The sequence below is a fragment of the Pseudotabrizicola sediminis genome, assembly GCF_004745575.1.
Lineage (GTDB): Bacteria > Pseudomonadota > Alphaproteobacteria > Rhodobacterales > Rhodobacteraceae > Pseudotabrizicola > Pseudotabrizicola sediminis.
Window position 1 is genome coordinate 39,387 of the sequence record NZ_RPEM01000001.1, and the last position, 20,930, is coordinate 60,316.

Sequence of the window (20,930 nt, forward strand, 5' to 3'; positions counted from 1 at the left end):
AATGAACGTCAACCAGATCATCAACATGGTGATGCGGATTTTCCTGCGCAAAGGCGTCAACTGGGGCATCAACAAAGGCACCAAAATGGTGTCGAGGTCCGGCAAACCGGCCGCGACGGCCACCCCTGCGCAGCACAGCCAGACGACGGTGGCGCGCGAAACCGCCAAGCGCGCCCGCAAGGCCGCCGCCGTGACCCGCCGGATCGGCCGTTAGGCTTCATCGGACTGTCACTTTGTTGTGCGATCCCGTCCTTGTCGGGACACGGACCCGCCCACTTGGGCTAGGGGGCTTGCCAGCCGCGTTCCGCCAGATATAGTCCGGGGTATCGGGGCAGGGTTCCCTGCACCGCAGCCCTGATAGCAATCGGGATGGTGGGGTCACTCGACGAATGGACGGCGATTTCAGAACTCAGTTTGTGCGCGACCCGGCGTCGCTGAAGCATTACCCGGCGCTGGTGCTGAATGCGGACTATCGCCCGCTCAGCTATTACCCGCTCAGCCTCTGGCCCTGGCAGGAGGCGATCAAGGCCGCGTTCCTCGACCGGGTGCAGATCGTGGCCGAATACGACCATGTTGTCCGAAGCCAGCGGGCCGAGTTCCGCATACCCTCGGTCGTCGTGCTCAAAGATTATGTGAAACCCCAAAAGCGCGTGGCCTTCACGCGCTTTAATCTTTTTCTGCGGGATGAATTCTGCTGCCAGTATTGCGGGGCCAAGGGTGATCTGACCTTTGATCATGTGATTCCCCGTGCGCGCGGCGGGGTGACCAGTTGGGAAAACGTGGTGGCCGCCTGCAGCCCATGCAACCTGCGCAAGGGATCGAAAACCCTGCGCCAGTCGGGCCTGCAGCTGAACCGCAGCCCGCGCGCCCCGAATGCCGAGGAAATGCAGGCCCATGGCCGCCGCTTCCCGCCCAATTACCTGCACGACAGCTGGATGGACTACCTGTACTGGGATGCAGAGCTGGACGCTTGATCCGTCATAAGCCTGTTACAAAACCTTCACATTGCCTTTTGGCTTGTCTAGGATGCCACGTCTGGTCCGCAGGAGATGGCGTTGGTTCCCCCGATTGAAATGGCAGCCCTCAATATGTTCGTCGCCCTCAGCTGTGGGGCGCTGGTCGGATCGGAACGGCAGGTGCGGCAGCGGATGGCCGGCCTGCGCACCAACGCGCTGGTCGCTTTGGGCGCGGCGAGTTTCGTTATTTTTTCATCGCTCTACCCCGATGAGATCAGCCCGACCCGGGTTGCGGCACAGATTGTGTCGGGTATCGGTTTTCTGGGGGCGGGAATCATCTTTCGGGACGGGTTCAACATCCACGGGCTGAACACGGCGGCGACACTTTGGTGTTCCGCGGGGGTAGGCATGATGGCGGGGTCAGGCCAATGGCCCTTTGCGCTGCTGCTGACCGGGATGGTGATGTTTGTGAACCTCGGTCTGCGCCCGCTGGTCAAATGGATCAAACGGCGGACCAAGGCCGGGATGCCGTTGGGCAAAACCTACCGCGTGCTGCTGACCTGCAGCGCCGATCAGGAAGGTGTTTTGCGCAGTCTGATGCTGCGGACGCTGGCCATCGGCGGGCTGCACCTGTCGGATATTTCCGCCCGCCCCGCCGAAGACGGCGTTGGCCTTGATCTTTCGGTAACGGTTAGCGGCGAAGGTCTCCCCGATGCGTTGGTGGAACAGGCGGTTCACCGCCTTGCGGCCGAGCCGGGGCTGATCCGGGTACGCTGGGAAGCGATTGAAGAGATCTGATCGTCCAAAGCGCTTTGATCCGGTCGCACCGGGTGCTAGACTTCGCGCGACGGCTTGGGTACAACGGTTGCGTTAGCGCTAACGGCGTCCGCAGCAGCAAGGATTTCCAAATGGTTTCGCGTGTTATCCCGGTCGAGGTCTTTGATCTTGTGATCTTTGGCGGCACCGGCGATCTTGCCCGGCGCAAGATCCTGCCCGGGTTGTACCGCCGTTTTCTGGCGGGACAGATGACCGCTGACAGCCGCATCATCGGGGCCGCGCGGGGCGAGCTGACCGATGACGCTTTCCGCACGATGGTGGCCGAAGCCATTGACGAATTCGTGCCCAAGGATCGCCGCGACAGCGTGATGATCGCCGACTTCCTGTCGCGCCTGCATTACGTGGCCATTGATGCCAAGGGCGAAGGTGGCTGGGATGCGCTGAAAGGCCTGATGCGTGATGGGGTGGTGCGGGCGTTTTACTTCTCGGTGGCCCCCGCGCTGTTTGGTGACATTGCCCTGCGGTTGAAAAAACACGGTGTGGCCGATGAAGCGGCGCGGATCGTGGTGGAAAAGCCATTTGGCCGCGATCTGGCGACGGCCAAGGCGCTGAACGCCACGCTGGCCCAGCATTTTCTTGAAACGCAGATCTACCGGATCGACCATTATCTGGGCAAGGAAACCGTGCAGAACCTGATGGCGGTGCGCTTTGCCAATATCCTGTTCGAGCCGTTGTGGAAGTCCGAATACGTTGATCATGTGCAGATCACCGTGGCCGAAACCGTCAGCGTGGACGGGCGTGGTGCCTATTACGACAAATCGGGCGCGATGCGCGATATGGTGCAGAACCATATGATGCAGCTGTTGTGCCTGATCGCGATGGAGCCGCCCTATCACTTCGACCCCGATGCGGTGCGCGATGAAAAGCTGAAAGTCATCCGCGCGCTGGACCCGGTGCCGCAGAACGATATCGTGCGCGGGCAGTATCTGGCCGGGGGCGGGCAGGGCGGCTATCTGGAACATTGCGAAAACCCTGCCAGCAGCACCGAAAGCTATATCGCGCTGAAGGTGCATGTGTCGAACTGGCGCTGGAAGGGCACGCCGTTCTATCTGCGCACCGGCAAGCGGCTGCGGGCACGGGCGTCGGAAATTGCCATCACTTTCCGCGAACCGCCACACTCGATTTTCGACGACGCAAAGGGCTGGCGCGAAAACGTGCTGGTGATCCGGTTGCAGCCCGATGAAGGCATGAACCTGATGGTGATGATCAAGGAACCGGGTCCGGGCGGTATGCGCCTGATGCAGGTGCCGCTGGACATGTCCTTTGCCGGCGTGCTGGGCGAGGAGGCTGAGGATATCCCGGACGCCTATGAACGGCTGATCATGGATGTGATCCGGGGCAACCAGACCCTGTTCATGCGCGGCGACGAGGTCGAGGCGGCCTGGGCCTGGACCGACCCGATCATCGAAGGCTGGAATGCCACCGGCACCAAGCCACAGGGCTATGACGCGGGATCTTCCGGGCCGGAAGATGCGTTGATGCTGATGCACCGCGACGGGCGGCGCTGGCGGGAGATACGCTGATGGATTTTGTAACCTACCCTGATGCCGAGATGATGTATCTGGTGCTGGCCAAGCAGATCGCCAGCGAACTGGGTGCGTTTCTGCGCCGCGATGGCCATGCCTCGCTGTGCGTGCCGGGTGGCACCACGCCGGGTCCGGTGTTTGACACGCTGTCGGGGGTCGAGCTGGACTGGCCGAATGTGGCGGTGTTCCTGAATGATGAACGCTGGGTGCCGGAAAGCAACCCGCGGTCCAACACCCGCCTGCTGCGCGAACGGTTGCTGCGCGGGCCGGCGGCATCGGCCAACCTTGTGCCGCTCTATGCCCCGGCGGATCAGCCCGAAGACATGCTCGACGCTTTGTCGGCGGGCCTTGCGCCGCATCTGCCGATCTCGGTGCTGCTGTTGGGGATGGGCGCGGATATGCACACGGCCAGCCTGTTTCCCGGCGCCGATCTCCTGGAACAAGCCCTCGCCGCTGACGCACCGGTGCTGATGGCCCTGCGCGCCGATGCGGCGGGCGAGCCGCGCATCACCCTGTCGGCCCCGGCGCTCAGGACCGCGTTTCACACCCATATCCTGATCAAGGGCGCGGAAAAGCGTGCAGCCCTTGAGCGGGCGCAAAGCCTGTCCGTCGCGGAGGCGCCGGTGCGCGCCGTGCTGGATGTCGCAACCGTTCACTGGACCGAATGACATGAACCAACACTGGGACGCCCTGAAAGACCACCACGCGGCTGTTGAGGGTCGTCCGATCCTGGACCTGTTTGAGGATGGCACCCGCGCGGCGGAGTTTACCGCCCGCGCCGATGGCATGATCCTCGATTTCGCCAAGACCAACATTGATGCGCGCGGCCGCGCGCTGCTGCTGCAGCTGGCCGAGGCGGCCGGGCTGGCCGACAAGCGCGCGGCGATGTTTGCAGGGGCAAAGATCAATGAAACCGAGGGCAGGGCGGTGCTGCACACGGCCTTGCGCAACATGGATACGCCTTTGATGGTGGATGGCCAGGATGTGACCATCGCCCTGCGCGAGACCCATGCAAGGATGACGGCCTTCGCGGATGACGTGCGGACGGGCCGGTTCACCGGGCAGGGCGGCAAGATCACCGATGTGGTGAATATCGGGATCGGCGGGTCGGACCTTGGGCCTGCCATGGCGGTGCTGGCACTGGCACCGTTCCATAACGGGCCGCGCGTGCATTTCATCTCGAACGTCGATGGCGCGCATGCGGCGGATACGCTGCAAGGCCTGAACCCGGAAACCACGCTGGTGATTGTGGCGTCCAAGACCTTCACCACCATCGAGACGATGACCAATGCCGAAACTGTGCGGGGTTGGATGGCACAAAAGGTCGCCAACCCGGCGGCGCAGTTCGCCGCAGTTTCAACCGCTGCCGAGAAAACATCGGCCTTCGGCATCGCCAGTGAACGGGTGTTCGGTTTTGAAGACTGGGTCGGCGGGCGCTATTCGATGTGGGGGCCGATCGGGCTGTCGCTGATGCTGGCAGTGGGGCCGGAAGGCTTTGCCGCATTCCTGCGGGGCGGGGCGGCGATGGATGCGCATTTTCGCACAGCACCCTTCGCCGAAAACCTGCCCGTGCTGCTGGCGCTGGTCGGCATCTGGCACAACCAGATCTGCGGCTACACAACCCGCGCCGTGCTGCCCTATGATCAAAGGCTCAGCCGTCTTCCCGCCTATCTGCAACAGCTGGAGATGGAATCGAACGGCAAGCGCGTGGCGATGGATGGCACCGATCTGCCCTATCATTCCGGCCCCGTGGTCTGGGGCGAACCGGGCACCAACGGCCAGCACGCGTTCTACCAGCTGATCCATCAGGGCACGCGGGTTGTGCCATGTGAATTTCTGGTGGCCCGCCGCGGCCATGAACCCGATCTTGCGCATCAGCACCTGCTTCTGGTGTCAAACTGCCTTGCGCAATCCGAAGCGCTGCTGCGTGGCCGCAGCCTCGCGGAAGCCACCGCGATCATGGCGAAAAAGGGCCTGACCGGGGCCGAACTGGACCGTCAGGCCCGCCACCGCGTTTTCCCTGGCAACCGCCCCAGCACCACATTGGCCTATGATCAGCTGACGCCCTTTCTACTGGGCCAGATCATCGCGCTTTATGAACACCGGGTGTTTGTCGAGGGCGTGATCCTGGGGATCAACTCTTACGATCAGTGGGGGGTGGAGCTGGGCAAGGAACTGGCGCTTGCCTTGCAACCGATGCTGGAAGGCAAGGCGGATACCGCGGGCAAAGACGGATCGACCCGGCAGCTGGTGGACTGGGCGCGCGGCTAGCCTTCACATCGGGCAAAACTCACTGCGGGGGTCCGGGGGCACAAAGCCCCCGGGGCCGGTTATTTCAGAGCCGCGGTGACGATCACCTCCACCAGATACTCCGGTGTCGCCAGCTTCGCCTCACCGGTCGCGCGCGCAGGCGTGTGGCCCTGCGGCACCCAGGCATCCCACACAGCGTTCATCTGCGCAAAATCGGCCATATCCGCCATCCAGATCTGCGCCGACAGGATACGGGTCTTGTCGGTGCCGGCCTCGGCCAGAATGCGGTCTACCTCGGCCAGACAGGCGCGGGTCTGCCCCGCCACCGATGTGCCCGGCGCACCGACCTGACCGGCCAGCCAGATGATCCCGTTGTAGCACACAGCCTCGCTCATACGCGCGCCGGTGCCGATGCGTGTGATGTCGTCATTCATGGGGCAACTCCGCTTGTGAAAATCCCTCGCCTGCCTAGCGGGCAAGCGCCGCAAAGGGAAGGGGCGTTGCCGGGAGGGGACTGTAGAAGGATGATTGGGGGTGGAGCGGGTGAAGGGCGACCGGAGACAAAATCGAACCGGGATGCTCTGCCGCATTTTCCTTCATTCTCAATAAGTTAAGCCAGCTTGGCCTTCCGGTGGGTTTTCACCGTGTGTGCCTGACGTGCTGTCAGTGTGTGCCGCAACTTCTGATGCAGCTCCTTTTGCGTTTTAGAGTAGAGCGCCCGTTATCCGCAAGACGTTTTTGATTTACAGCTCTGTCCCGACGACCAAAAAGCCGAAAGAAATATCCCGCCCCTCCGGCCCGAACCCTGTATTCAACGAAAAGCCATTTGGTTTCTTTTCACTCACATGCGCTTGTCCTTCCGGCAACTCGATCGACACAAAATAGTGCTTCTTTACTGGCTCTGCGAAGTTCACAGCCAATTTTCCAATTCCGTGGTCGGTAACGCTGCTAATTCCTTTGGCGTGTTCTATGGCGAGTTTTCCGGATGCAAAATTTACGAACCCATGGGCTATGACGCGGGTTTTGCTCAGGTCAAGAATTTGACTTTCCAGCAGGGTTCCGCGCCTTATTTGCTCGTTCAGTTGTTCTGTAACTTCATCGCCCCACCTAACATGGTCCTTTTCCGCCGCGCTCGGATGCGTCACCCTGTAGAAACTTGCTGCAAATGCAGTAAGGGAAAATGCCTGAGCAATCGTTTCTATCAGCTTTCTTGTCGGGCCTTCTTTTTTTGGCTCTTTGATCATTTCACTGGCCCACGTTCTTCGATCCACTCCATGCAATAGACCAGTCGTCTTTGCCAAATGTCCACATAAAATGACCAAAAAATCTGAAGCCCTGACCTCACCAGGTGAAGCCGCGCGTTACCCCCGGTGGGGTCGCCTTCTCCACCGTCCGGGGCACCCCATACCGCGCCCCTGCCGCCCCTTGGTCCACCTTCCGGGACCGGGTGACGCCCCAACTTCCCACGCGATTAACACTCACAACGTTCCTTGACGTTTGACAAATGGTCCTGCTAGATGCCCTCACAGTCCACCAGAGGGGGCACAGCCATGAAGCAATTCGTCATCTATCGCAGGGTAAGCACAGAGGATCAGGGACGCTCAGGCCTTGGCCTAGAGGCCCAGACACGGGACATAGACCTGTATCTGAACAACTATGCCGAGACCCCCTTTGAGATCGCCGGGGCCTTCCTTGACGTGCTCTCTGGCCGGGACAATGACCGCCCGGAGTTGACCAAGGCCCTAGACCTGTGCCGCAGGACGGGGGCGGAGTTGCTGGTGGCGAAGCTGGACCGCCTGTCCCGCCGCGTGTCCTTCATCGCGGCAATCATGGATGACCCCAAGGTGCGCCTCCGGGTGGCCTCTATGCCCAACGCGGACAAGTTTCAGTTGCACATCTACGCCGCTCTTGCGGAACAGGAACGGGACTTCATCTCCCTGCGGACCAAGGCAGCACTGGCAGAGGCGAAGGCCAGAGGCCAGAAGCTAGGCGGGATGCGGGACAAGACCGGAAAGCGCAATGAGGCTGTCCAGAGGGGCGCACAGGCGTTTGCCCAGAAGTTGAAGCCCATTGTGGAACCTTTGCGGACCTCTGGGGCCACACTGGCGGATATCGCGGGGGCACTGGACGGGGCAGGGATCAGCACCGCACGGGGCGGTAAGTGGACCCCTACGCAGGTTAAGCGGGTGCTGGAGAGGATTGCATTGGGCGCATAGCTGATGTGTTAGCCATGATGTGGCTGCATGTCTTCCTATCTGTATTGTTGACGTGGCCTCCGGGGATCACCTTGGAGGCCTTTTGGTATACCCCGTGAACTTCCTTGGGTAATAACGCCTCTAACTGTCACTCTGATGGATAGTTAGTCTGCCGTAAGTCTATATCCGATCTAGACCTAAGTTGAACTTAGGTTAATCAAATATTTCATCCCCATACAGGCACCATCGGACCCCCTCAACGCACCTCCAGCCAACCCCACAACGCCCATCTAGTCCCCATACGGGAACCACCTTTCGACACCCCCGGAGATAGTCCCCACAAGGGGAGTATATCGTGATTTGTCAGATGCTTCCGGCATGTGCTTCATCCTCCGTGTGAACCACGAAAGGACACATCATGACCAAGCAACTGACCTCCATCTCCGCCCACCTGTGCCACGCCGGGGAGATCATAGACGCAATCGCAGAGGCCACCGTGAAGGCCACCCCAGACGCCCCTACAGTCCTCGCCCACATCGACGCGGCCCAGTCCTTCGTGACCGCCGCAGACGCCCTGTATGAGGCCGCAGAGAGGGTCGCCTTGGGTCAGCCTGTGGACACCCCGGAGTTGCTCTTTGCGTTGCGGGTGGCGGGCGTGAAGGCCGCAGAAGGTATCGACTTGCTGGCAGGGAAGCCGGTGGCGGGGAATGTGACGGTCTTCCCGATCACTGGCACCCACTGACGGGCGATGCTGGCGGGGTCGGCCAAAAACCCCTTCGCTTAGGACATTCCGTCCATCTCCATCCCCATCATTCCAATCCAAAGAGGAACAACGATCATGACACAATTCTACAATGCACCCGCCGAAGGCATCTCCCCAGAACAACTGTCAGCTTGGCAGAACCAGCTTGAACAGGCCACGGCGAAGACCTCTCCCACGGCTGGCATCCGCCCCACGGCATCCGTCGCCAAGGTGAACCAAGTGACCATCCAGAACGGGCAAGTCACCTCCCTCACGTCTAGCGCCAAGACTGCCTCCGGCTCCAAGACTGTCTATGCCACTCCGACCGAACTGGGCTTCATCCCGTTGCCGGGTGGAGGCAAGACGACCGTGGAAGCTGCAAAGGCTGGGGGTCTCATTCCGCATACTTGGAAAGAGGGCGACTCCCTCCCTTTTGACCAAGCCCCTGCCGCGAAAGAGGCACAAGACGGGGCACCCAAGGACACCCAAGACAAGGCACCAGACACCACCCATGCAGCCCACTTGGCGAAACTCGCCGGGGAAGTTCTGCGGGGAGTGGATCAGGCCCACGGGCCGCAGGTGACAGATGCCCTTGTGGATCAGGTGGCCGACAACGGCGACCCAGACTCGATCCTTGACCAACTGCCCGCTGGGGTCTCACCCACCCATGTCAAGCAGGTGATGGCGGGATACATCGCACAGGCCAATAACATGCTGTCTACTGTGGGGGCCTCTGTCCCCTTGCTGGAACAGATGCTGGATGCCGATGAGCTGCGGATTGCCCGCCGTGCCACGCTGGCAAATGCCCCGGATGAGATGACCCGCCTTGGTCAGATGGCCGTGGATCGTCTCGCCCAGATGCCCACCACGGACCCGGAGACATTCCGCGAAATGGTGGAAGGGATGGACCCCAAGGCCCGCAAGATGATCCGCCATGACCGAAACTCCGGGCAATGGATCGTGTCCCTTCCGGGGCACCCTGACATGGCTTACGGGGCGGCTGTCCGCCTTGGCCTTGTGAAGGTCTAAGCGACCCTTCCCGACTCCGTCTAGCTACCCTTCTACAGCCCTCCGAGATCACCTCGGGGGGCCTTTTTCGTTCAACCCGCCGCGCCCCATGCGGCCACTCAGAGGAAACCCGACAATGAAACTGAAATTCACCTCCGTCCCCCAGTCCGAGATTGACCGCCGTATTGAGAACCTGCGCAGCTACACGGCCAAAGCCGCAGATGCAGTGATTGCCGACATGGTAGACGCGCACAACCCGATTACCGATGCCATGGGCACCGATGCCGAAGTGACGGCACGGGCTGTCGTGGATATGGTCTCCGCCGCCATGAAGGCAGAGAAGATCGTGGCCTCAAAGGTTGCCGCCGATGCCGTGGCAGACCTCTACAGCGCCGCCACAGACAAGCCCCTGCCTCTCGCAAGGATCATCGCACACCGCATCCCAAGGCCGACCCACAATGACCGTCCGGGGCGCGTAGGATCATTCTGCAAGTGGCGGTGCGAGACAGAGGAAGGCGTTGTGCTGGTGGCTAGCACCGATTACCCGTTGGCTGATAGTGCCGCTGTGCTGTTGATCCTGCACGGGCTGCCGGACAATACACCAGTCACCCTGCGCCATTCTGACAAGGGCCACGATCACTACCGCCCGATGAAGCTGGGGACTGCCGCTGCCCACGGGATCAAGCGTTTGGAAGACCGCACCATGCTCCGCCTCTCGCGTGTGGCCGCATGAGTGACCCCTACAGGCTCTTTGCGATGCAGCCCGTGCATGTCCGGGGCAAGGGGGAGGTGGCCCCCAAGGGTCATGTCTCCGATGCACAGCGCGACATGATGGAAGCTGCCCAGCGCGGGGCAGGGGCACGACTGCCTCTCCAAAGTTTGGAGGGTCATTCAGACGCGCCCGGCACACCCCCAGACCCTTGGTCAAAGGAAGCGTGGGGCGTCCTGCGCTAAACCCTCACACACCCACCGGAGACCCCTTAGCGGGCCTCTGGTGACTCTCCCACGGCCCCTCCGATGCTGCACCCTGCCGACCCCCGCGCGGGTTTCGTTTCGTCGTCCTTCCTCGACCCGCAAGGGGTGCGATGGGGATCACGGCGGGGTGCAGCTTCCGAGGGGCTGGGGCGTGTCTGCCTGAATTTCAGGTGGACATGTTTCCTCACCATTCTTCCGCATGGCGTCCCTGTGCGCCCCATGGGAGTCTCCTTTCGGCCCCTGTGGGTGCCCGTGGGAAGGCTGCCGGTGGCGTCATGCCGAGGAATGATCCTCAGCGGCGCAAGACGCGCCTGATTTCCCACATCGAAAGGAACAACGATGAACAACTTGCCTACCACCACCACCAGCAAAGCCCCTGCGCCGCTTCCGGGAACCATCCCAGCAATCTGCCACGGGGTGCCCTTTATGACCTCTCTGGCGATTGCCGAGATGACCGGGAAGCGCCACGACAACGTGAAACGGGATGTTGAACGGGAACTGACAAGCCTAGGCGAAGACGCCCTCAAATTTGAGGCGGTCTATCTTGCTGGCAACGGGGAACGCCGTCCCTGCTACGCCCTCCCCGGTGAATATCTGCTTTTCATCGCATCCGCCTATGACGCCAAGCTCCGGATGCAGATCATCCGGCATTGGTCCGCCTTGAACAACGGGACCGCTGCCCCTGCGCCTGATGCTGCCAATGTCTTTGTCCAGCGCCTGATCTCCGGGGGCATCGAAGGACGCCGGGAACAGCTACGGAAGGACGAAACAATCGCCCGCGCCTTCCGGGAACCGAACACACGGCGGGCATACCTAGCCTTCGCTGGCAAGCCGTAGCGCCCCCGCAGAGTCCCGCACAGGGCATCTGACGTAAATCCCACACCCCCACAGGGGAAGCCTTGCAGGGCCTCTCCTGTCTACCCTGTGGCCTCTCTGGTGATATTGCCTGTAGGGAGGGAGTAGGGAGTGGATGCACACCAGGGGGCATGTATTGATTACCCCTTCGCTTAGGTGGGGGCCCCCCTTTACATATATAAGACATGTATAAAGGGATGCTCAATGTGATGCCCTTGGGCTGTCCTTGATGTGCCAACACTCCCGACACCCTCCCTCCCAAATTCACCCTTGGTCTACACCATCAGGGGCACCATTTGATAACCCAAAGGCCCGCTTCATGGCCCTTGTCGTGACACGCAACTTCGCTGTGTCGCCACCATAGACCCGATCACCAATCCCGCCCAGCGCGTGACCAAGGATCAGGTTTTGGTCTAGGGACACCACCTCTGCCAGCATGAGCCGATCTTTCATGTTGTGCCGCAAGGAATGGACAACGTGCTTGGGGTTTGTCGTCACCCTCCGCACCTGTTTCATCAACGCAGCAGAGGCCGCATCGCTGCCCCTGTCTCGCCCATAATCAGGGAACAGCATTGTGCACCCCACGGCCAGTTTAAGGGCCTCTTTGGCTGCATCCAGTGCGTCCCCAACAAGGGGCACCGCCCGCCTAGAGGTTTCAGTTTTCAGACTGCGGACTTCGTTCCAAGTCACGCGGATATGCGGAAAGGGGCCGGACACGTCCACGTCATCCACCGTAAGCCCCGTGACCTCTGCCAGACGGCACCCTGTGCCTTCCAAGATGCGCCAAACCAACTGCAATGACGGCTTAGACGCCGAAAGCACCTGTTGCCGCACCGCTGCCAGAACATCGGACGGGAAGGGGTCGCGCTTCTCTCCCGCCTTCTGACCTCTGCGCCTCGCTGCCTTCGCCACTGGCAGATCGTGAAAGGGGTTCTCTGTGGTCTTGTGCAAGTCAAACTCTTTGAGACCAAAGTTGACCACGGCAGAGAGGACCGACAACTCCCGGCCCACGGTTGATGCACTCACCTTCTCACCGATGCCCTTGCCTGTGACCCTCACCCGGTCAAGCATTTCGTCCCGAACCTTCCGGGCATCCTCTCTGGTGATGGACGGCAATTCGGGGTCTCTGCCGATCACGGCAATCGCCGCATCAACCACCCTGTTGGCGAAGCCTACCACCCGGCTATCCGTGGAAGGATCATCCACCCGCACATGCTCTTTCAGATACAGCTTCCGGGCATCCCCAAGGGTTGCGAGGGGGCCTTGTATCTCTCCAGCCCATGGCGAAGCAGGTTGATCGTATGGCGCTCCACCGGGGGCACCCCTTGTGGCTCATAGTCATACCCGTGGGGATACGCCTCTGCGATGCTGTCCGCTGTCAATTCAAGGTCTCTGTCGCTGGCACCCGCTGCCACCAGATCAGCCCGACGCCGCAGCGCCTCCGCATAGGCTTCCCGCTCCGTTGCCTTGGCACTGGACGCCTTCTCTGACCGCACCCGGCCTAGCTTGGCCTCTGCAATCTCTTTCTCGACTTCGGCATGATATCGGGGATAGGCCGCAAGGGCCTCTCGCTCCGACTCACCCAACTTTCGCTTGAACTCCCGCTTGGTGATGATCGCGGAAACGTCCTTGGGCACTCTCCGGCGATACTGCCAACTGCCCGATTTGGTGCGCTCAACGTATTGCAAAACAAGTCCCATGTGTGCCCCGTGTGTGCTGTAATGTGCACCGGAGAGAACCGCAAGGGCTTGAATTACTGAGAAAAAAGGCTGCCCAGAAGGGCAAATGGAGCGGGTGAAGGGAATCGAACCCTCGTCATCAGCTTGGGAAGCTGCTTCTCTACCATTGAGATACACCCGCGTTGTGAGGTGAATACCTGCTTGGCGGCGTGAGTGCAAGGCGCCGCTGCGGGGGTGGGTTTCACTTTTTGTGGCGGAACCGTCTGCCGCTCTATGCCTCGTCGCCTTCGGCTTCCGTCGCCACCGATGCATCGCCGCCCAGGGCATTGTAGCGGCGGTCGGCCAGCCATTGCAGGCGTTTGGCCTGGGTCAGCAGCACCCGGCGCAGGCCGCCCTGTACCTTACGCTCGGCGATCACCTGCGCCAGCCGTGACAGGATCAGCGCGCGCCGCGCAGTGCGGAAATCGGGGTGCGAGCGGATTTTGTGGACATGGTCCGACACGATCCGCCAGCGCAGCGACGGCGGGGCGGTGACAGCAACCACCGGCAGCGGCGGGTCCTTTTCGTTCAGCACGGCCTTGAAGGTGCTGTTGGCAACGGCGGTCTGATAGACCAGATGTTCCAACGCGTTCAGATGCGCCCGCGCGCCCGTGTCGGCCTTCGGGGTCCGCTCGAACTGGGGCAGGGGCCAGACCTCGATCTCGAACACCTCGAACGGGTCGAGAACCGACATGGCCACCGCATCGGTGCGCTGGTTGGTCAGGTGGCGGCGGATACGGGTGCTGATCTTTTCCTTGGTCTGGCCGACATAGATCGGCTCGCCGTCATAGTCGAAAAACGCATAGACGCCCCAGGTGAAGGCCCCGACCGGGCGGCTGCGGCCTGCGACAGGGTCGTGAAACGGGGCCGACAGGAACTTTGCCAGATTGGCCCGAAGATCTTCGGTCTCGAACGGAGGGAAGTTGGTGTCATCGGGGTTTCGGTCGGTCATTGCGGTTGCTTATGCCACCAAGGCCAGTCGGTTGCGCCGCAAAACCGGTTCAAACACCGCATCCGCCAGATGCCGGACCACGGGAACCGCCACGCCGTCGCCCGCCAGTTTATAGGCGTCATTGTAACGCTCTGGCAGGATGAACGTATCTGGCAGGCCCATCAGGCGCACAGCCTCACGCGGGGACAAGAGGCGCGAGCGGACGCTGTCGCCTTCGACCACCATGATGGTCTGGCGGCTGGACCCGCCCGACGGGGTGCGCAGGCAGCCTGCCACATCGTCAAACCTGACCTCGGCGCGCTGGCGCTTCACGCCTGCCGCATCGGGCCGGGTGCGGCGGTAGACGGTGCCGACCTTGCGCGTGCCAAGCTGCTTTGCGGCGTCCACCTTGCCGCGGTTCAGATCGGTCATCAGCGACAGCAGATAATCGGTTTCTGCCGCCGTATGCCAGATCACGCCCTGTGGCTGCTCTTCGATCACGTCAGACAGCGCCAGATTGCGCGCGGCGGGCACCGGCAGGTTCCACCAGAGCCAACGCGACCGGGCGGCACTGGACAGCAGCGCCTGACCCTCGATCAGGGCAGGGGGATGCCAGACCGAAGACGGCGCATCTTGTATGCTCCCCTCGGGCAGGCGCAGATCGCCGCGCACGCCGATGATGAAAAATCGCGGGCGCGACTGGGGCAGGAAATGCACCGCATCGACCACCACCGCACCAAAGCGGTAACCAAGGCCGGAAAACGCGGCGGCCAGTGTGGCAAAATCGCGGCCACCATTGCTGGTAATGGCACCATACACATTCTCGACCGCCACGATCTTGGGCCCGCGCCCATCGGCATTCAGATCGCGCACCAATTGCCAGAACGGCTTGAACATGCCCGAGCGTTTGCCCGCCAGCCCCGCCCCCTTGCCCGCCAGCGACAGATCCTGACAGGGAAAAGACGCCCAGACCAGATCGGCGGTGCCCGGAATATCGGCACAGGTAAGGGTTGCAACATCTTGCAGCACCAGTTCCGCGCCGCCGTGGTGGTTGGCCCGGTAGCTGTGCGCCTTTTTCGGATCAATGTCATTGGCGAACAGGCAAGACCACGCAGGTCCAAGGCCAAAGCCCGCCATGCCGCCGCCTGCGAAGAAATCGTAGTAAGTGTGCGGCATGATCCCTCCGTCGCCAGATGTTGATTACCGCAAGGCCATGGGCCTTGTCCAAGACTATCCGGCAGCACCGTTTATCGTCGCGCAAAATCCGGTGGGGTTCAAGAACAAAGTGGCAACCTGCGGGGGCTTGCGCAGACGCGGACGAAGGCACTGGATGCGCGCCGGAACGAAATGGACCAAAAACAAAACCCCCGGTGCGCGGGGCACCGGGGGACAGGCAGCATATGGGTCGGCCCCCGCGTCTGGGGACGTTGATCAGCAAGGAGGCCCATATGCGCCCCAAAGCGCGGGGGAGTGACGCCCCGCGCAATGTAGGGGTCTTACATCGCGGGCAGCAGAACAGTGTCGATCACATGGATCACGCCGTTCGACTGCCTGACATCGGCGATGGTCACGGTGGCGACATTGCCCATGCCATCGGTGATGTTGACCGCATCGCCATTCATCGTGATGGCAAAGTCACAGCCGCCCACGGTGCTGACGGTGTGGGTGCCGCCGCCATCCGCGATCATCTTGCCGATGTCGGCTGCCATCGCATTTGCGGCAACCACGTGACAGGTCAGGATCTTGGTCAGCTGATCCTTGTTTTCCGGCATCAGCAGGGTTTCAACCGTGCCGGCGGGCAGCTTGGCAAAGGCGTCATTGGTCGGCGCGAACACGGTGAACGGGCCTTCCCCTGACAGGGTTTCGACCAGACCGGCGGCCTGCACGGCAGCCACCAGCGTGGTGTGATCGGCCGAGTTCACGGCGTTTTCGACAATGGTCTTGTCTGCAAACATCGCGGCACCGCCGACCATCGGGTTTTCCTGGGCGAAGGCGGCAAAGGTGGACAGCGCAAGGACCGAGGCTGCAAGTGTGAATTTCATAAGACATCTCCCGTTTGACAGAGGCAGGATCATCCTGCCTTCACCAATGGATACGAGAGGCTGTCGAAGCAAGTTTCAGGCGGGTGCAAAATTTTTTGCGGGTACTTTTAAAAGTTGGGTCTGCCTGCAACCGACCCCTGCCTGCGGTGCAGGCAAGGGCTGCGCCTAAAGGTCGGCGGTCAGGATGACAGGACCGGTGGGCGCGCCTGTGGGCGAGCCGCCAGCCGGTTCGACCGACACGGCCAGCACCCAGCCGGCAGGCGGGCGCGGGTATTCCACATCCAGCGGGTCCGCCCCCAGCAGGCCCAGCGACACCGGGGCCGCCCCCGGCGCAATCACCCAAAGTTCATGCGTCTGGCCTTCGGGGGCAGGGGCGCCGGCCACGCGGGTCACCATCAGCATGTTGCCGTCATGGCGCGCCTCATAGACCAGTGCTGCATCCGGGCTGCCAAGGCTGGCAATCACCGCACCGGGCGCAGAGGGCGGCATCAGCAGGAACACGCCAAAGCCCACAACCGCCGCGGTTACCGCCCCGGCCAGCCACAAACGCCAGCCACCGCGCAGGGCGGAGTGTTTGGGGAACAGCCGCGATTCGATGCGTGGCAACAGGTCGGGCGGCACCGGCACGCTGGCGTAGCCCTCGTTCAGCGGGGCCAGATGCGCGACCCAAGCCGAGACTTTTGCCGCAAAAACGTCATCTGTTTTCAGTCGCTCTTCCACGGCCAGCCGCTCGGGCAGGTTCAGAACGCCCAGCACATATTCTGCGGCCAGAGCGTCGTCTTCTTCCTGCGGGGTCAGGGGGGCGTCGGTCATTGCTCCAGACACTCCCGCAGTTTGAGCAAAGACCGCCGCAGCCAGGTCCGCATGGTGTTGAGCGGGATGTTGTGGCGCAGCGCCAGCGCATCATAGGACAACCCGTCCAGATAGGCCCCGCGCACAGCATCGGCGCGGGCGGGCTCCAGCGTGTCAAAACACTCCGACACGCGCCGCGCCTCGCCCTTGGCGATCAGCCGGACCTCAGCCCGCGGCGCGGTGTCGGCAATCAGGGCTGCCGCATCATCATCGTTCTGTTCGGGTTTGCGGGCGCGAAGGCGGTCAATGGCATGGTTGCGCGACAATGCCACCAGCCATGTCATGCCTGCCCCGCGTGACGGATCAAACCGCCCCGCCCGCAGCCACACTCTGGTAAACACTTCTTGCAACGCATCCTCCGCTTCTGATCTGGTGCCAAGGATACGGACCAGCACACCCATAAGTTTCGGCCCGGCCTCGTGATAAAGCGACCGGAAGGCCGCGCGGTCTTGCGCGGCAATACGTTCGAGCAGCAGACAGGTCTCGGTGGGGGTGGGCGCGGGTGCGGTCATGGCGCAAAGGCTATCATGCGGACGTGGCATTGCCAGCCCCAAAACGCGCCCTCAGCCACGCCGCCTGCGCCCCTCTCGCCCGCCGGAAGTGTTGAAAGACACGTCCGGCAGGGTCACGATCGCCGCCAGTGAGGGGAAGGTATCCACCGCATGCGGGATGGCATTGGCGTTGACGAAATGTTCCTGAAACCGCGGCTCGATGGCGGTTTCGACCTTGTGGATCTGATGCACCGTGGCTTCGATCTGGTCGCGTGCCGCCACATTGCACAGGGCGATCCGCGCGCCGGTGCCAGCGGCGTTTCCGGCACTTGTTACCTTGTCCAGCGGCGCATCGGGGATCATGCCCAGCACCATGGCGTGCTTGGGGCTGATATGCGCCCCGAACGCCCCGGCCAGTGTCACACGGTCAACGCGGTCGATGCCCATTTCATCCATCAACAGTCGCGCCCCGGCATAAAGCGCCGATTTCGCCAGCTGGATCGCGCGAATGTCGCCCTGCGTCACCATGATGCGCGGCCCGCCCTCGGCGCTGCCGTCATGCAGCAGATAGCTGTGGGTGCGCCCCTCGGCCACGCAGCGCGGCGTGCCGGTCTGTTCCGGCCCGCCGATCAGCCCGCCGGGGTCCACCAGCCCCGCCATCCGCATTTCTGCCACCGCCTCGATGATACCCGACCCGCAAATGCCGGTGATGCCGCTGGTTGCGGTGGCCGCAGCAAAGCCCGGATCATCCGACCACAGGTCCGACCCGATCACCCGAAAGCGCGGCTCTTTGGTGATGGCATCAATCTCCACCCGTTCAATCGCGCCGGGGGCGGCGCGCTGGCCGGAGCTGATCTGCGCGCCCTCAAACGCGGGGCCGGTGGGGGACGAACAGGCCAGCACCCGGGTCTTGTTGCCCAAAAGCAGTTCGGCATTGGTGCCGACATCGACGATCAGCACCATATCGTCCGACTTGCCCGGTTCCTCGGACAAGGCCACCGCCGCCGCATCGGCCCCGACATGGCCCGCGATGCACGGCAGCAAATACACCCGCGCCGCCCGGTTGATCGCCGCAAGGTCCAGATCGCGGGCATCAAGCGACAGGCTGCCGGACGTGGCAAGCGCAAAGGGTGCCTGACCCAGTTCCACCGGGTCTATCCCCAGCAGCAGATGGTGCATCACCGGGTTGCAGACCACGACGGCCTCATAGATGCTGGCCGGATCGATGCCGCCTTCCGCCGCGATGGACAAGGCCAGCGCATTGAGCGCCTCGCGCACCACGCGGGTCATCTCGACATCGCCACCGGCGTTCATCATCACGTAAGACACCCGGCTCATCAGATCTTCGCCAAAGCGGATCTGCGGGTTCATCACCCCGCCCGAGGCCAGCACCCGCCCGTCGCGCAGATCGCACAGATGTGCCGCGATGGTGGTCGAGCCAAGGTCGATGGCAAGGCCGTGAATCGCGCCATCATGAAAGCCGGGCCAGATGTCGAGGATGCGGGGCAGGGCATCGTGATTGCCCTTGTGCAGGGCGACGGTCACCTTCCACTGGCCCTTGCGCAACACCGGCTGCAAGCGGCGCAGGATCGCCAGATCGGCGGATACGTCTTCCACCTGCCACTGGTCGCGCAAGGCAAGCGCCAGACGCTCAAAATCGCCGGTGGGTTCGTGCATGTCGGGTTCAGCCACCTCGACGTACAAAAGCCGCGTGGCGGGGTCCATCGCGATGACCCGCTCGGTCGCCGACTTGCGGATCACCTGTTTGTGCACCTGGCTTTCGGGCGGCACGTCGATGACCACATCGCCCATCACCTGTGCCTGACAGCCCAGACGGCGGCCATCCAGCATCCCGCGCTTCGATTTGTAGCGCTCTTCCACCGCGTTCCATTCGGTCAACGCATCTTCATGCACCGTGACGCCGTGTTTGGAAAACTCGCCATAGCCCGGCGTGATCTGGCACTTCGAACAAATGCCGCGCCCGCCACAGACCGAGTCGAGGTCAACCCCCAGCTGCCGCGCTGCCGTCAGCACAGGCGTGCCAAGCGCAAAATGCCCGCGTTTGCCAGACGGGGTAAAGATCACAAGGGGGGTGTCGGAGGGGTCGTCAGACATGGGCATTCTCCTGCGCGCCCGGCGGTTCTAGGCCGGAGGGCGGCGTCTTCAAGGCGACGGAGTGCGTCGTCTGAAAGCTGTAGGCGATTTCGGTGAAGCAATCGGCGGCAAAGACATAGAACCAGCTCATCGGCCCTGTCGCTTGCAAAATGCCATGCACGGCCCCACCGGGAATGAACAGGGCCACGCCCGGCGACAACTGCCAGCCCGTGCCGTCGATCATCACGATGCCATGCCCGGACAGCCCGAAATACACCTCGGCCTGCGGGTGGCTGTGCAGGGTAAAGGTGTCACCGACGGCAATATGGGCGACACCGCAGGTCAGGCTGTCGGTCGGGGTGATCTGGCCGGAAAACAGGCTTTGCCAGCGCACAGAACCACAGGACGGATCGGCCCATGTTTCCATGGGCTGATCTGCGGCGTTCAGGGCAAAAGGCGTGCTCAAGATGGCTCAGGCACGGCCGCGACGGCCACCGCGACGGCCACCGGCGGCCTGACTGGCCGCGCTTGAGGCTTCGGCAAAGGTCATGCCGCCTTCAACCGCCTCCAGCACCTTGGCAAAGCGGATCCATTCGCCGCCATTGGCATCATGGTTCATCAGGAAATTGGCGGCGCGGATCGCTTCCATTTCCTGCAGGCGTACCGGGTTCATGATCGCGCTGGTCATGCCCGCGCCAATCGCCATCGGCAGGAACGCCGCATTGATGCCGTGCCGGTGCGGCAACCCGAAAGAGATGTTCGACGCGCCGCAGGTGGTGTTCACCCCCAGCTCTTCGCGCAGACGGCGCACCAGTGCAAACACCTGCTGGCCAGCGCTGCCCATGGCCCCCACCGGCATCACCAGCGGATCGACCACGATGTCATGTGCAGGAATGCCGAAATCGGCGGCGCGTTCGACGATCTTTTTCGCCACCGCAAAGCGCACATCCGGGTCTTCGGAAATGCCGGTGTCATCGTTCGAGATGGCCACGACCGGCACGTTGAATTTCTTTACCAGCGGCAGCACCAGTTCCAGCCGGTGTTCTTCGCCGGTCACCGAGTTCAGCAAAGGCCGCCCCTCGCAGGCCATCAGGCCGGACTCGAGCGCGCCCGGCACGGAAGAGTCGATGCACAAAGGCACGTCGACTGTCGCCTGGATGATCTCGATCAGCGCCTTCATCAGCGGCGGTTCGACAAAATTGTTGTCGGCATAGCGCGGGTCTTCCGCCATCTTGTTGGTGAAGACCGCGCCCGAATTCACATCCAGCACCGTGGCCCCACAGGCGACCTGTTCCAGCGCGTCGCGGATCACGGTCTCGAAATTGCCCGCCTCCAGTTCAGCGGCCAGCTTCTTGCGCCCCGTGGGGTTGATCCGTTCGCCAATCACGCAAAACGGCTCGTCAAAGCCGATGATGACGGTTTTTGTCTTTGATTCAATAACGGTGCGGGTCATTCTTA

At 62.3% G+C, this 20,930-nt stretch carries 23 protein-coding genes and 1 tRNA gene; 11 read left to right on the forward strand and 13 right to left on the reverse strand.

From position 1 onward, the window contains the following. The first annotated feature begins 1 nt into the window (after position 1). The 6 genes from EEB11_RS00180 to pgi all read left to right on the forward strand — a co-directional run bounded on the left by EEB11_RS00180 (position 2) and on the right by pgi (position 5,590). Positions 2 to 214 (forward strand): hypothetical protein, encoded by a 213-nt coding sequence (locus EEB11_RS00180; protein WP_135428258.1) that lies wholly within the window; start codon positions 2 to 4, stop codon positions 212 to 214. 175 nt (positions 215 to 389) lie between these two features. Continuing rightward, the gene (locus EEB11_RS00185) at positions 390 to 974 is read left to right on the forward strand and encodes an HNH endonuclease (RefSeq protein ID WP_135428261.1); all 585 of its coding nucleotides are present in this window, start codon (positions 390 to 392) and stop codon (positions 972 to 974) included. Between the two features lie 75 nt (positions 975 to 1,049). Then, the gene (locus EEB11_RS00190; RefSeq protein ID WP_245298711.1) at positions 1,050 to 1,754 is read left to right on the forward strand and encodes an MgtC/SapB family protein; all 705 of its coding nucleotides are present in this window, start codon (positions 1,050 to 1,052) and stop codon (positions 1,752 to 1,754) included. A gap of 110 nt (positions 1,755 to 1,864) precedes the next feature. Further along, entirely contained in the window at positions 1,865 to 3,316 is a 1,452-nt protein-coding gene (gene zwf, locus EEB11_RS00195) for a glucose-6-phosphate dehydrogenase (protein WP_135428263.1), read from the forward strand. Beyond that, positions 3,316 to 3,987 carry a 6-phosphogluconolactonase gene (gene pgl / locus EEB11_RS00200; protein WP_135428265.1) on the forward strand — a complete coding sequence of 224 codons (672 nt, stop codon included), beginning with the start codon at positions 3,316 to 3,318 and terminating at the stop codon, positions 3,985 to 3,987. The genes zwf and pgl overlap by 1 nt, the downstream gene beginning before the upstream one ends. A 1-nt stretch (position 3,988) precedes the next feature. After that, positions 3,989 to 5,590: a glucose-6-phosphate isomerase gene (gene pgi, locus EEB11_RS00205; protein ID WP_135428267.1), complete on the forward strand. Its 1,602-nt coding sequence runs from the start codon at positions 3,989 to 3,991 to the stop codon at positions 5,588 to 5,590. A gap of 59 nt (positions 5,591 to 5,649) precedes the next feature. Here pgi and EEB11_RS00210 read toward each other — a convergent pair whose 3' ends face one another. Both EEB11_RS00210 and EEB11_RS00215 read right to left on the reverse strand, forming a co-directional pair. Beyond that, the gene (locus tag EEB11_RS00210) at positions 5,650 to 6,003 is read right to left on the reverse strand and encodes a RidA family protein (protein WP_135428269.1); all 354 of its coding nucleotides are present in this window, start codon (positions 6,001 to 6,003) and stop codon (positions 5,650 to 5,652) included. A gap of 309 nt (positions 6,004 to 6,312) precedes the next feature. Then, positions 6,313 to 6,813 (reverse strand): hypothetical protein, encoded by a 501-nt coding sequence (locus EEB11_RS00215; RefSeq protein ID WP_135428271.1) that lies wholly within the window; start codon positions 6,811 to 6,813, stop codon positions 6,313 to 6,315. Positions 6,814 to 7,119: 306 nt separating this feature from the next. On the opposite strand from EEB11_RS00215, the gene EEB11_RS00220 reads away from it, so the two are divergent. From EEB11_RS00220 to EEB11_RS00240, 5 genes are all read left to right on the forward strand, one after another. Next, positions 7,120 to 7,785 carry a recombinase family protein gene (locus EEB11_RS00220; protein WP_135428273.1) on the forward strand — a complete coding sequence of 222 codons (666 nt, stop codon included), beginning with the start codon at positions 7,120 to 7,122 and terminating at the stop codon, positions 7,783 to 7,785. 397 nt (positions 7,786 to 8,182) lie between these two features. Next, the gene (locus EEB11_RS00225) at positions 8,183 to 8,506 is read left to right on the forward strand and encodes a hypothetical protein (protein WP_135428276.1); all 324 of its coding nucleotides are present in this window, start codon (positions 8,183 to 8,185) and stop codon (positions 8,504 to 8,506) included. Positions 8,507 to 8,602: 96 nt separating this feature from the next. Continuing rightward, complete coding sequence (locus EEB11_RS00230; protein WP_135428278.1) at positions 8,603 to 9,535, forward strand: hypothetical protein; 933 nt, start codon at positions 8,603 to 8,605, stop codon at positions 9,533 to 9,535. A gap of 115 nt (positions 9,536 to 9,650) precedes the next feature. Beyond that, positions 9,651 to 10,247 (forward strand): hypothetical protein, encoded by a 597-nt coding sequence (locus tag EEB11_RS00235; RefSeq protein WP_135428280.1) that lies wholly within the window; start codon positions 9,651 to 9,653, stop codon positions 10,245 to 10,247. Between the two features lie 581 nt (positions 10,248 to 10,828). Further along, complete coding sequence (locus EEB11_RS00240) at positions 10,829 to 11,326, forward strand: Rha family transcriptional regulator (RefSeq protein WP_135428282.1); 498 nt, start codon at positions 10,829 to 10,831, stop codon at positions 11,324 to 11,326. Positions 11,327 to 11,608: 282 nt separating this feature from the next. On the opposite strand, the gene EEB11_RS00245 is transcribed toward EEB11_RS00240, so the two are convergent. From EEB11_RS00245 to EEB11_RS00295, 11 genes are all read right to left on the reverse strand, one after another. Beyond that, the gene (locus EEB11_RS00245) at positions 11,609 to 12,556 is read right to left on the reverse strand and encodes a tyrosine-type recombinase/integrase (protein ID WP_135428285.1); all 948 of its coding nucleotides are present in this window, start codon (positions 12,554 to 12,556) and stop codon (positions 11,609 to 11,611) included. An 8-nt stretch (positions 12,557 to 12,564) separates the two neighbouring features. Next, a complete protein-coding gene (locus EEB11_RS00250) occupies positions 12,565 to 13,044 on the reverse strand; it encodes a DUF6538 domain-containing protein (RefSeq protein ID WP_135428288.1) in 480 nt (159 codons plus the stop codon). Between the two features lie 86 nt (positions 13,045 to 13,130). Further along, positions 13,131 to 13,204 (reverse strand) — tRNA-Gly (locus EEB11_RS00255). A 90-nt stretch (positions 13,205 to 13,294) separates the two neighbouring features. Further along, positions 13,295 to 14,014 (reverse strand): GIY-YIG nuclease family protein, encoded by a 720-nt coding sequence (locus EEB11_RS00260; RefSeq protein WP_135428290.1) that lies wholly within the window; start codon positions 14,012 to 14,014, stop codon positions 13,295 to 13,297. Positions 14,015 to 14,023: 9 nt separating this feature from the next. Further along, a complete protein-coding gene (locus EEB11_RS00265) occupies positions 14,024 to 15,169 on the reverse strand; it encodes a DNA cytosine methyltransferase (protein WP_135428292.1) in 1,146 nt (381 codons plus the stop codon). A 320-nt stretch (positions 15,170 to 15,489) separates the two neighbouring features. Then, positions 15,490 to 16,035, reverse strand: a complete 546-nt coding sequence (locus EEB11_RS00270) for a fasciclin domain-containing protein (protein WP_135428294.1) — start codon at positions 16,033 to 16,035, stop codon at positions 15,490 to 15,492. 165 nt (positions 16,036 to 16,200) lie between these two features. Further along, the gene (locus tag EEB11_RS00275; protein WP_135428297.1) at positions 16,201 to 16,848 is read right to left on the reverse strand and encodes an anti-sigma factor; all 648 of its coding nucleotides are present in this window, start codon (positions 16,846 to 16,848) and stop codon (positions 16,201 to 16,203) included. Continuing rightward, the gene (locus tag EEB11_RS00280; RefSeq protein ID WP_135428299.1) at positions 16,845 to 17,399 is read right to left on the reverse strand and encodes a sigma-70 family RNA polymerase sigma factor; all 555 of its coding nucleotides are present in this window, start codon (positions 17,397 to 17,399) and stop codon (positions 16,845 to 16,847) included. The genes EEB11_RS00275 and EEB11_RS00280 overlap by 4 nt, the downstream gene beginning before the upstream one ends. 51 nt (positions 17,400 to 17,450) lie before the next feature. Continuing rightward, positions 17,451 to 19,493, reverse strand: a complete 2,043-nt coding sequence (locus EEB11_RS00285) for an ASKHA domain-containing protein (protein WP_135428302.1) — start codon at positions 19,491 to 19,493, stop codon at positions 17,451 to 17,453. After that, entirely contained in the window at positions 19,486 to 19,938 is a 453-nt protein-coding gene (locus EEB11_RS00290) for a cupin domain-containing protein (RefSeq protein ID WP_135428304.1), read from the reverse strand. The genes EEB11_RS00285 and EEB11_RS00290 overlap by 8 nt, the downstream gene beginning before the upstream one ends. Positions 19,939 to 19,944: 6 nt before the next feature. Continuing rightward, the gene (locus EEB11_RS00295) at positions 19,945 to 20,925 is read right to left on the reverse strand and encodes a methyltetrahydrofolate cobalamin methyltransferase (protein ID WP_135428306.1); all 981 of its coding nucleotides are present in this window, start codon (positions 20,923 to 20,925) and stop codon (positions 19,945 to 19,947) included. Positions 20,926 to 20,930: the final 5 nt, after the last annotated feature.

Excerpts from the sequence above, each read along its gene's own strand:
- EEB11_RS00210 (WP_135428269.1), bottom strand. The coding sequence starts at position 6,003 with ATGAATGACGACATCACACGCATCGGCACCGGCGCGCGTATGAGCGAG.
- EEB11_RS00185 (WP_135428261.1), top strand. The coding sequence starts at position 390 with ATGGACGGCGATTTCAGAACTCAGTTTGTGCGCGACCCGGCGTCGCTG.
- EEB11_RS00270 (WP_135428294.1), bottom strand. The coding sequence starts at position 16,035 with ATGAAATTCACACTTGCAGCCTCGGTCCTTGCGCTGTCCACCTTTGCC.
- EEB11_RS00285 (WP_135428302.1), bottom strand. The coding sequence starts at position 19,493 with ATGTCTGACGACCCCTCCGACACCCCCCTTGTGATCTTTACCCCGTCT.
- pgl (WP_135428265.1), top strand. The coding sequence starts at position 3,316 with ATGGATTTTGTAACCTACCCTGATGCCGAGATGATGTATCTGGTGCTG.
- EEB11_RS00265 (WP_135428292.1), bottom strand. The coding sequence starts at position 15,169 with ATGCCGCACACTTACTACGATTTCTTCGCAGGCGGCGGCATGGCGGGC.
- EEB11_RS00240 (WP_135428282.1), top strand. The coding sequence starts at position 10,829 with ATGAACAACTTGCCTACCACCACCACCAGCAAAGCCCCTGCGCCGCTT.
- EEB11_RS00260 (WP_135428290.1), bottom strand. The coding sequence starts at position 14,014 with ATGACCGACCGAAACCCCGATGACACCAACTTCCCTCCGTTCGAGACC.
- EEB11_RS00275 (WP_135428297.1), bottom strand. The coding sequence starts at position 16,848 with ATGACCGACGCCCCCCTGACCCCGCAGGAAGAAGACGACGCTCTGGCC.
- EEB11_RS00190 (WP_245298711.1), top strand. The coding sequence starts at position 1,050 with ATGGCGTTGGTTCCCCCGATTGAAATGGCAGCCCTCAATATGTTCGTC.
- EEB11_RS00280 (WP_135428299.1), bottom strand. The coding sequence starts at position 17,399 with ATGACCGCACCCGCGCCCACCCCCACCGAGACCTGTCTGCTGCTCGAA.
- EEB11_RS00225 (WP_135428276.1), top strand. The coding sequence starts at position 8,183 with ATGACCAAGCAACTGACCTCCATCTCCGCCCACCTGTGCCACGCCGGG.
- EEB11_RS00180 (WP_135428258.1), top strand. The coding sequence starts at position 2 with ATGAACGTCAACCAGATCATCAACATGGTGATGCGGATTTTCCTGCGC.
- EEB11_RS00220 (WP_135428273.1), top strand. The coding sequence starts at position 7,120 with ATGAAGCAATTCGTCATCTATCGCAGGGTAAGCACAGAGGATCAGGGA.
- pgi (WP_135428267.1), top strand. The coding sequence starts at position 3,989 with ATGAACCAACACTGGGACGCCCTGAAAGACCACCACGCGGCTGTTGAG.
- zwf (WP_135428263.1), top strand. The coding sequence starts at position 1,865 with ATGGTTTCGCGTGTTATCCCGGTCGAGGTCTTTGATCTTGTGATCTTT.
- EEB11_RS00215 (WP_135428271.1), bottom strand. The coding sequence starts at position 6,813 with ATGATCAAAGAGCCAAAAAAAGAAGGCCCGACAAGAAAGCTGATAGAA.
- EEB11_RS00295 (WP_135428306.1), bottom strand. The coding sequence starts at position 20,925 with ATGACCCGCACCGTTATTGAATCAAAGACAAAAACCGTCATCATCGGC.
- EEB11_RS00230 (WP_135428278.1), top strand. The coding sequence starts at position 8,603 with ATGACACAATTCTACAATGCACCCGCCGAAGGCATCTCCCCAGAACAA.
- EEB11_RS00250 (WP_135428288.1), bottom strand. The coding sequence starts at position 13,044 with ATGGGACTTGTTTTGCAATACGTTGAGCGCACCAAATCGGGCAGTTGG.
- EEB11_RS00235 (WP_135428280.1), top strand. The coding sequence starts at position 9,651 with ATGAAACTGAAATTCACCTCCGTCCCCCAGTCCGAGATTGACCGCCGT.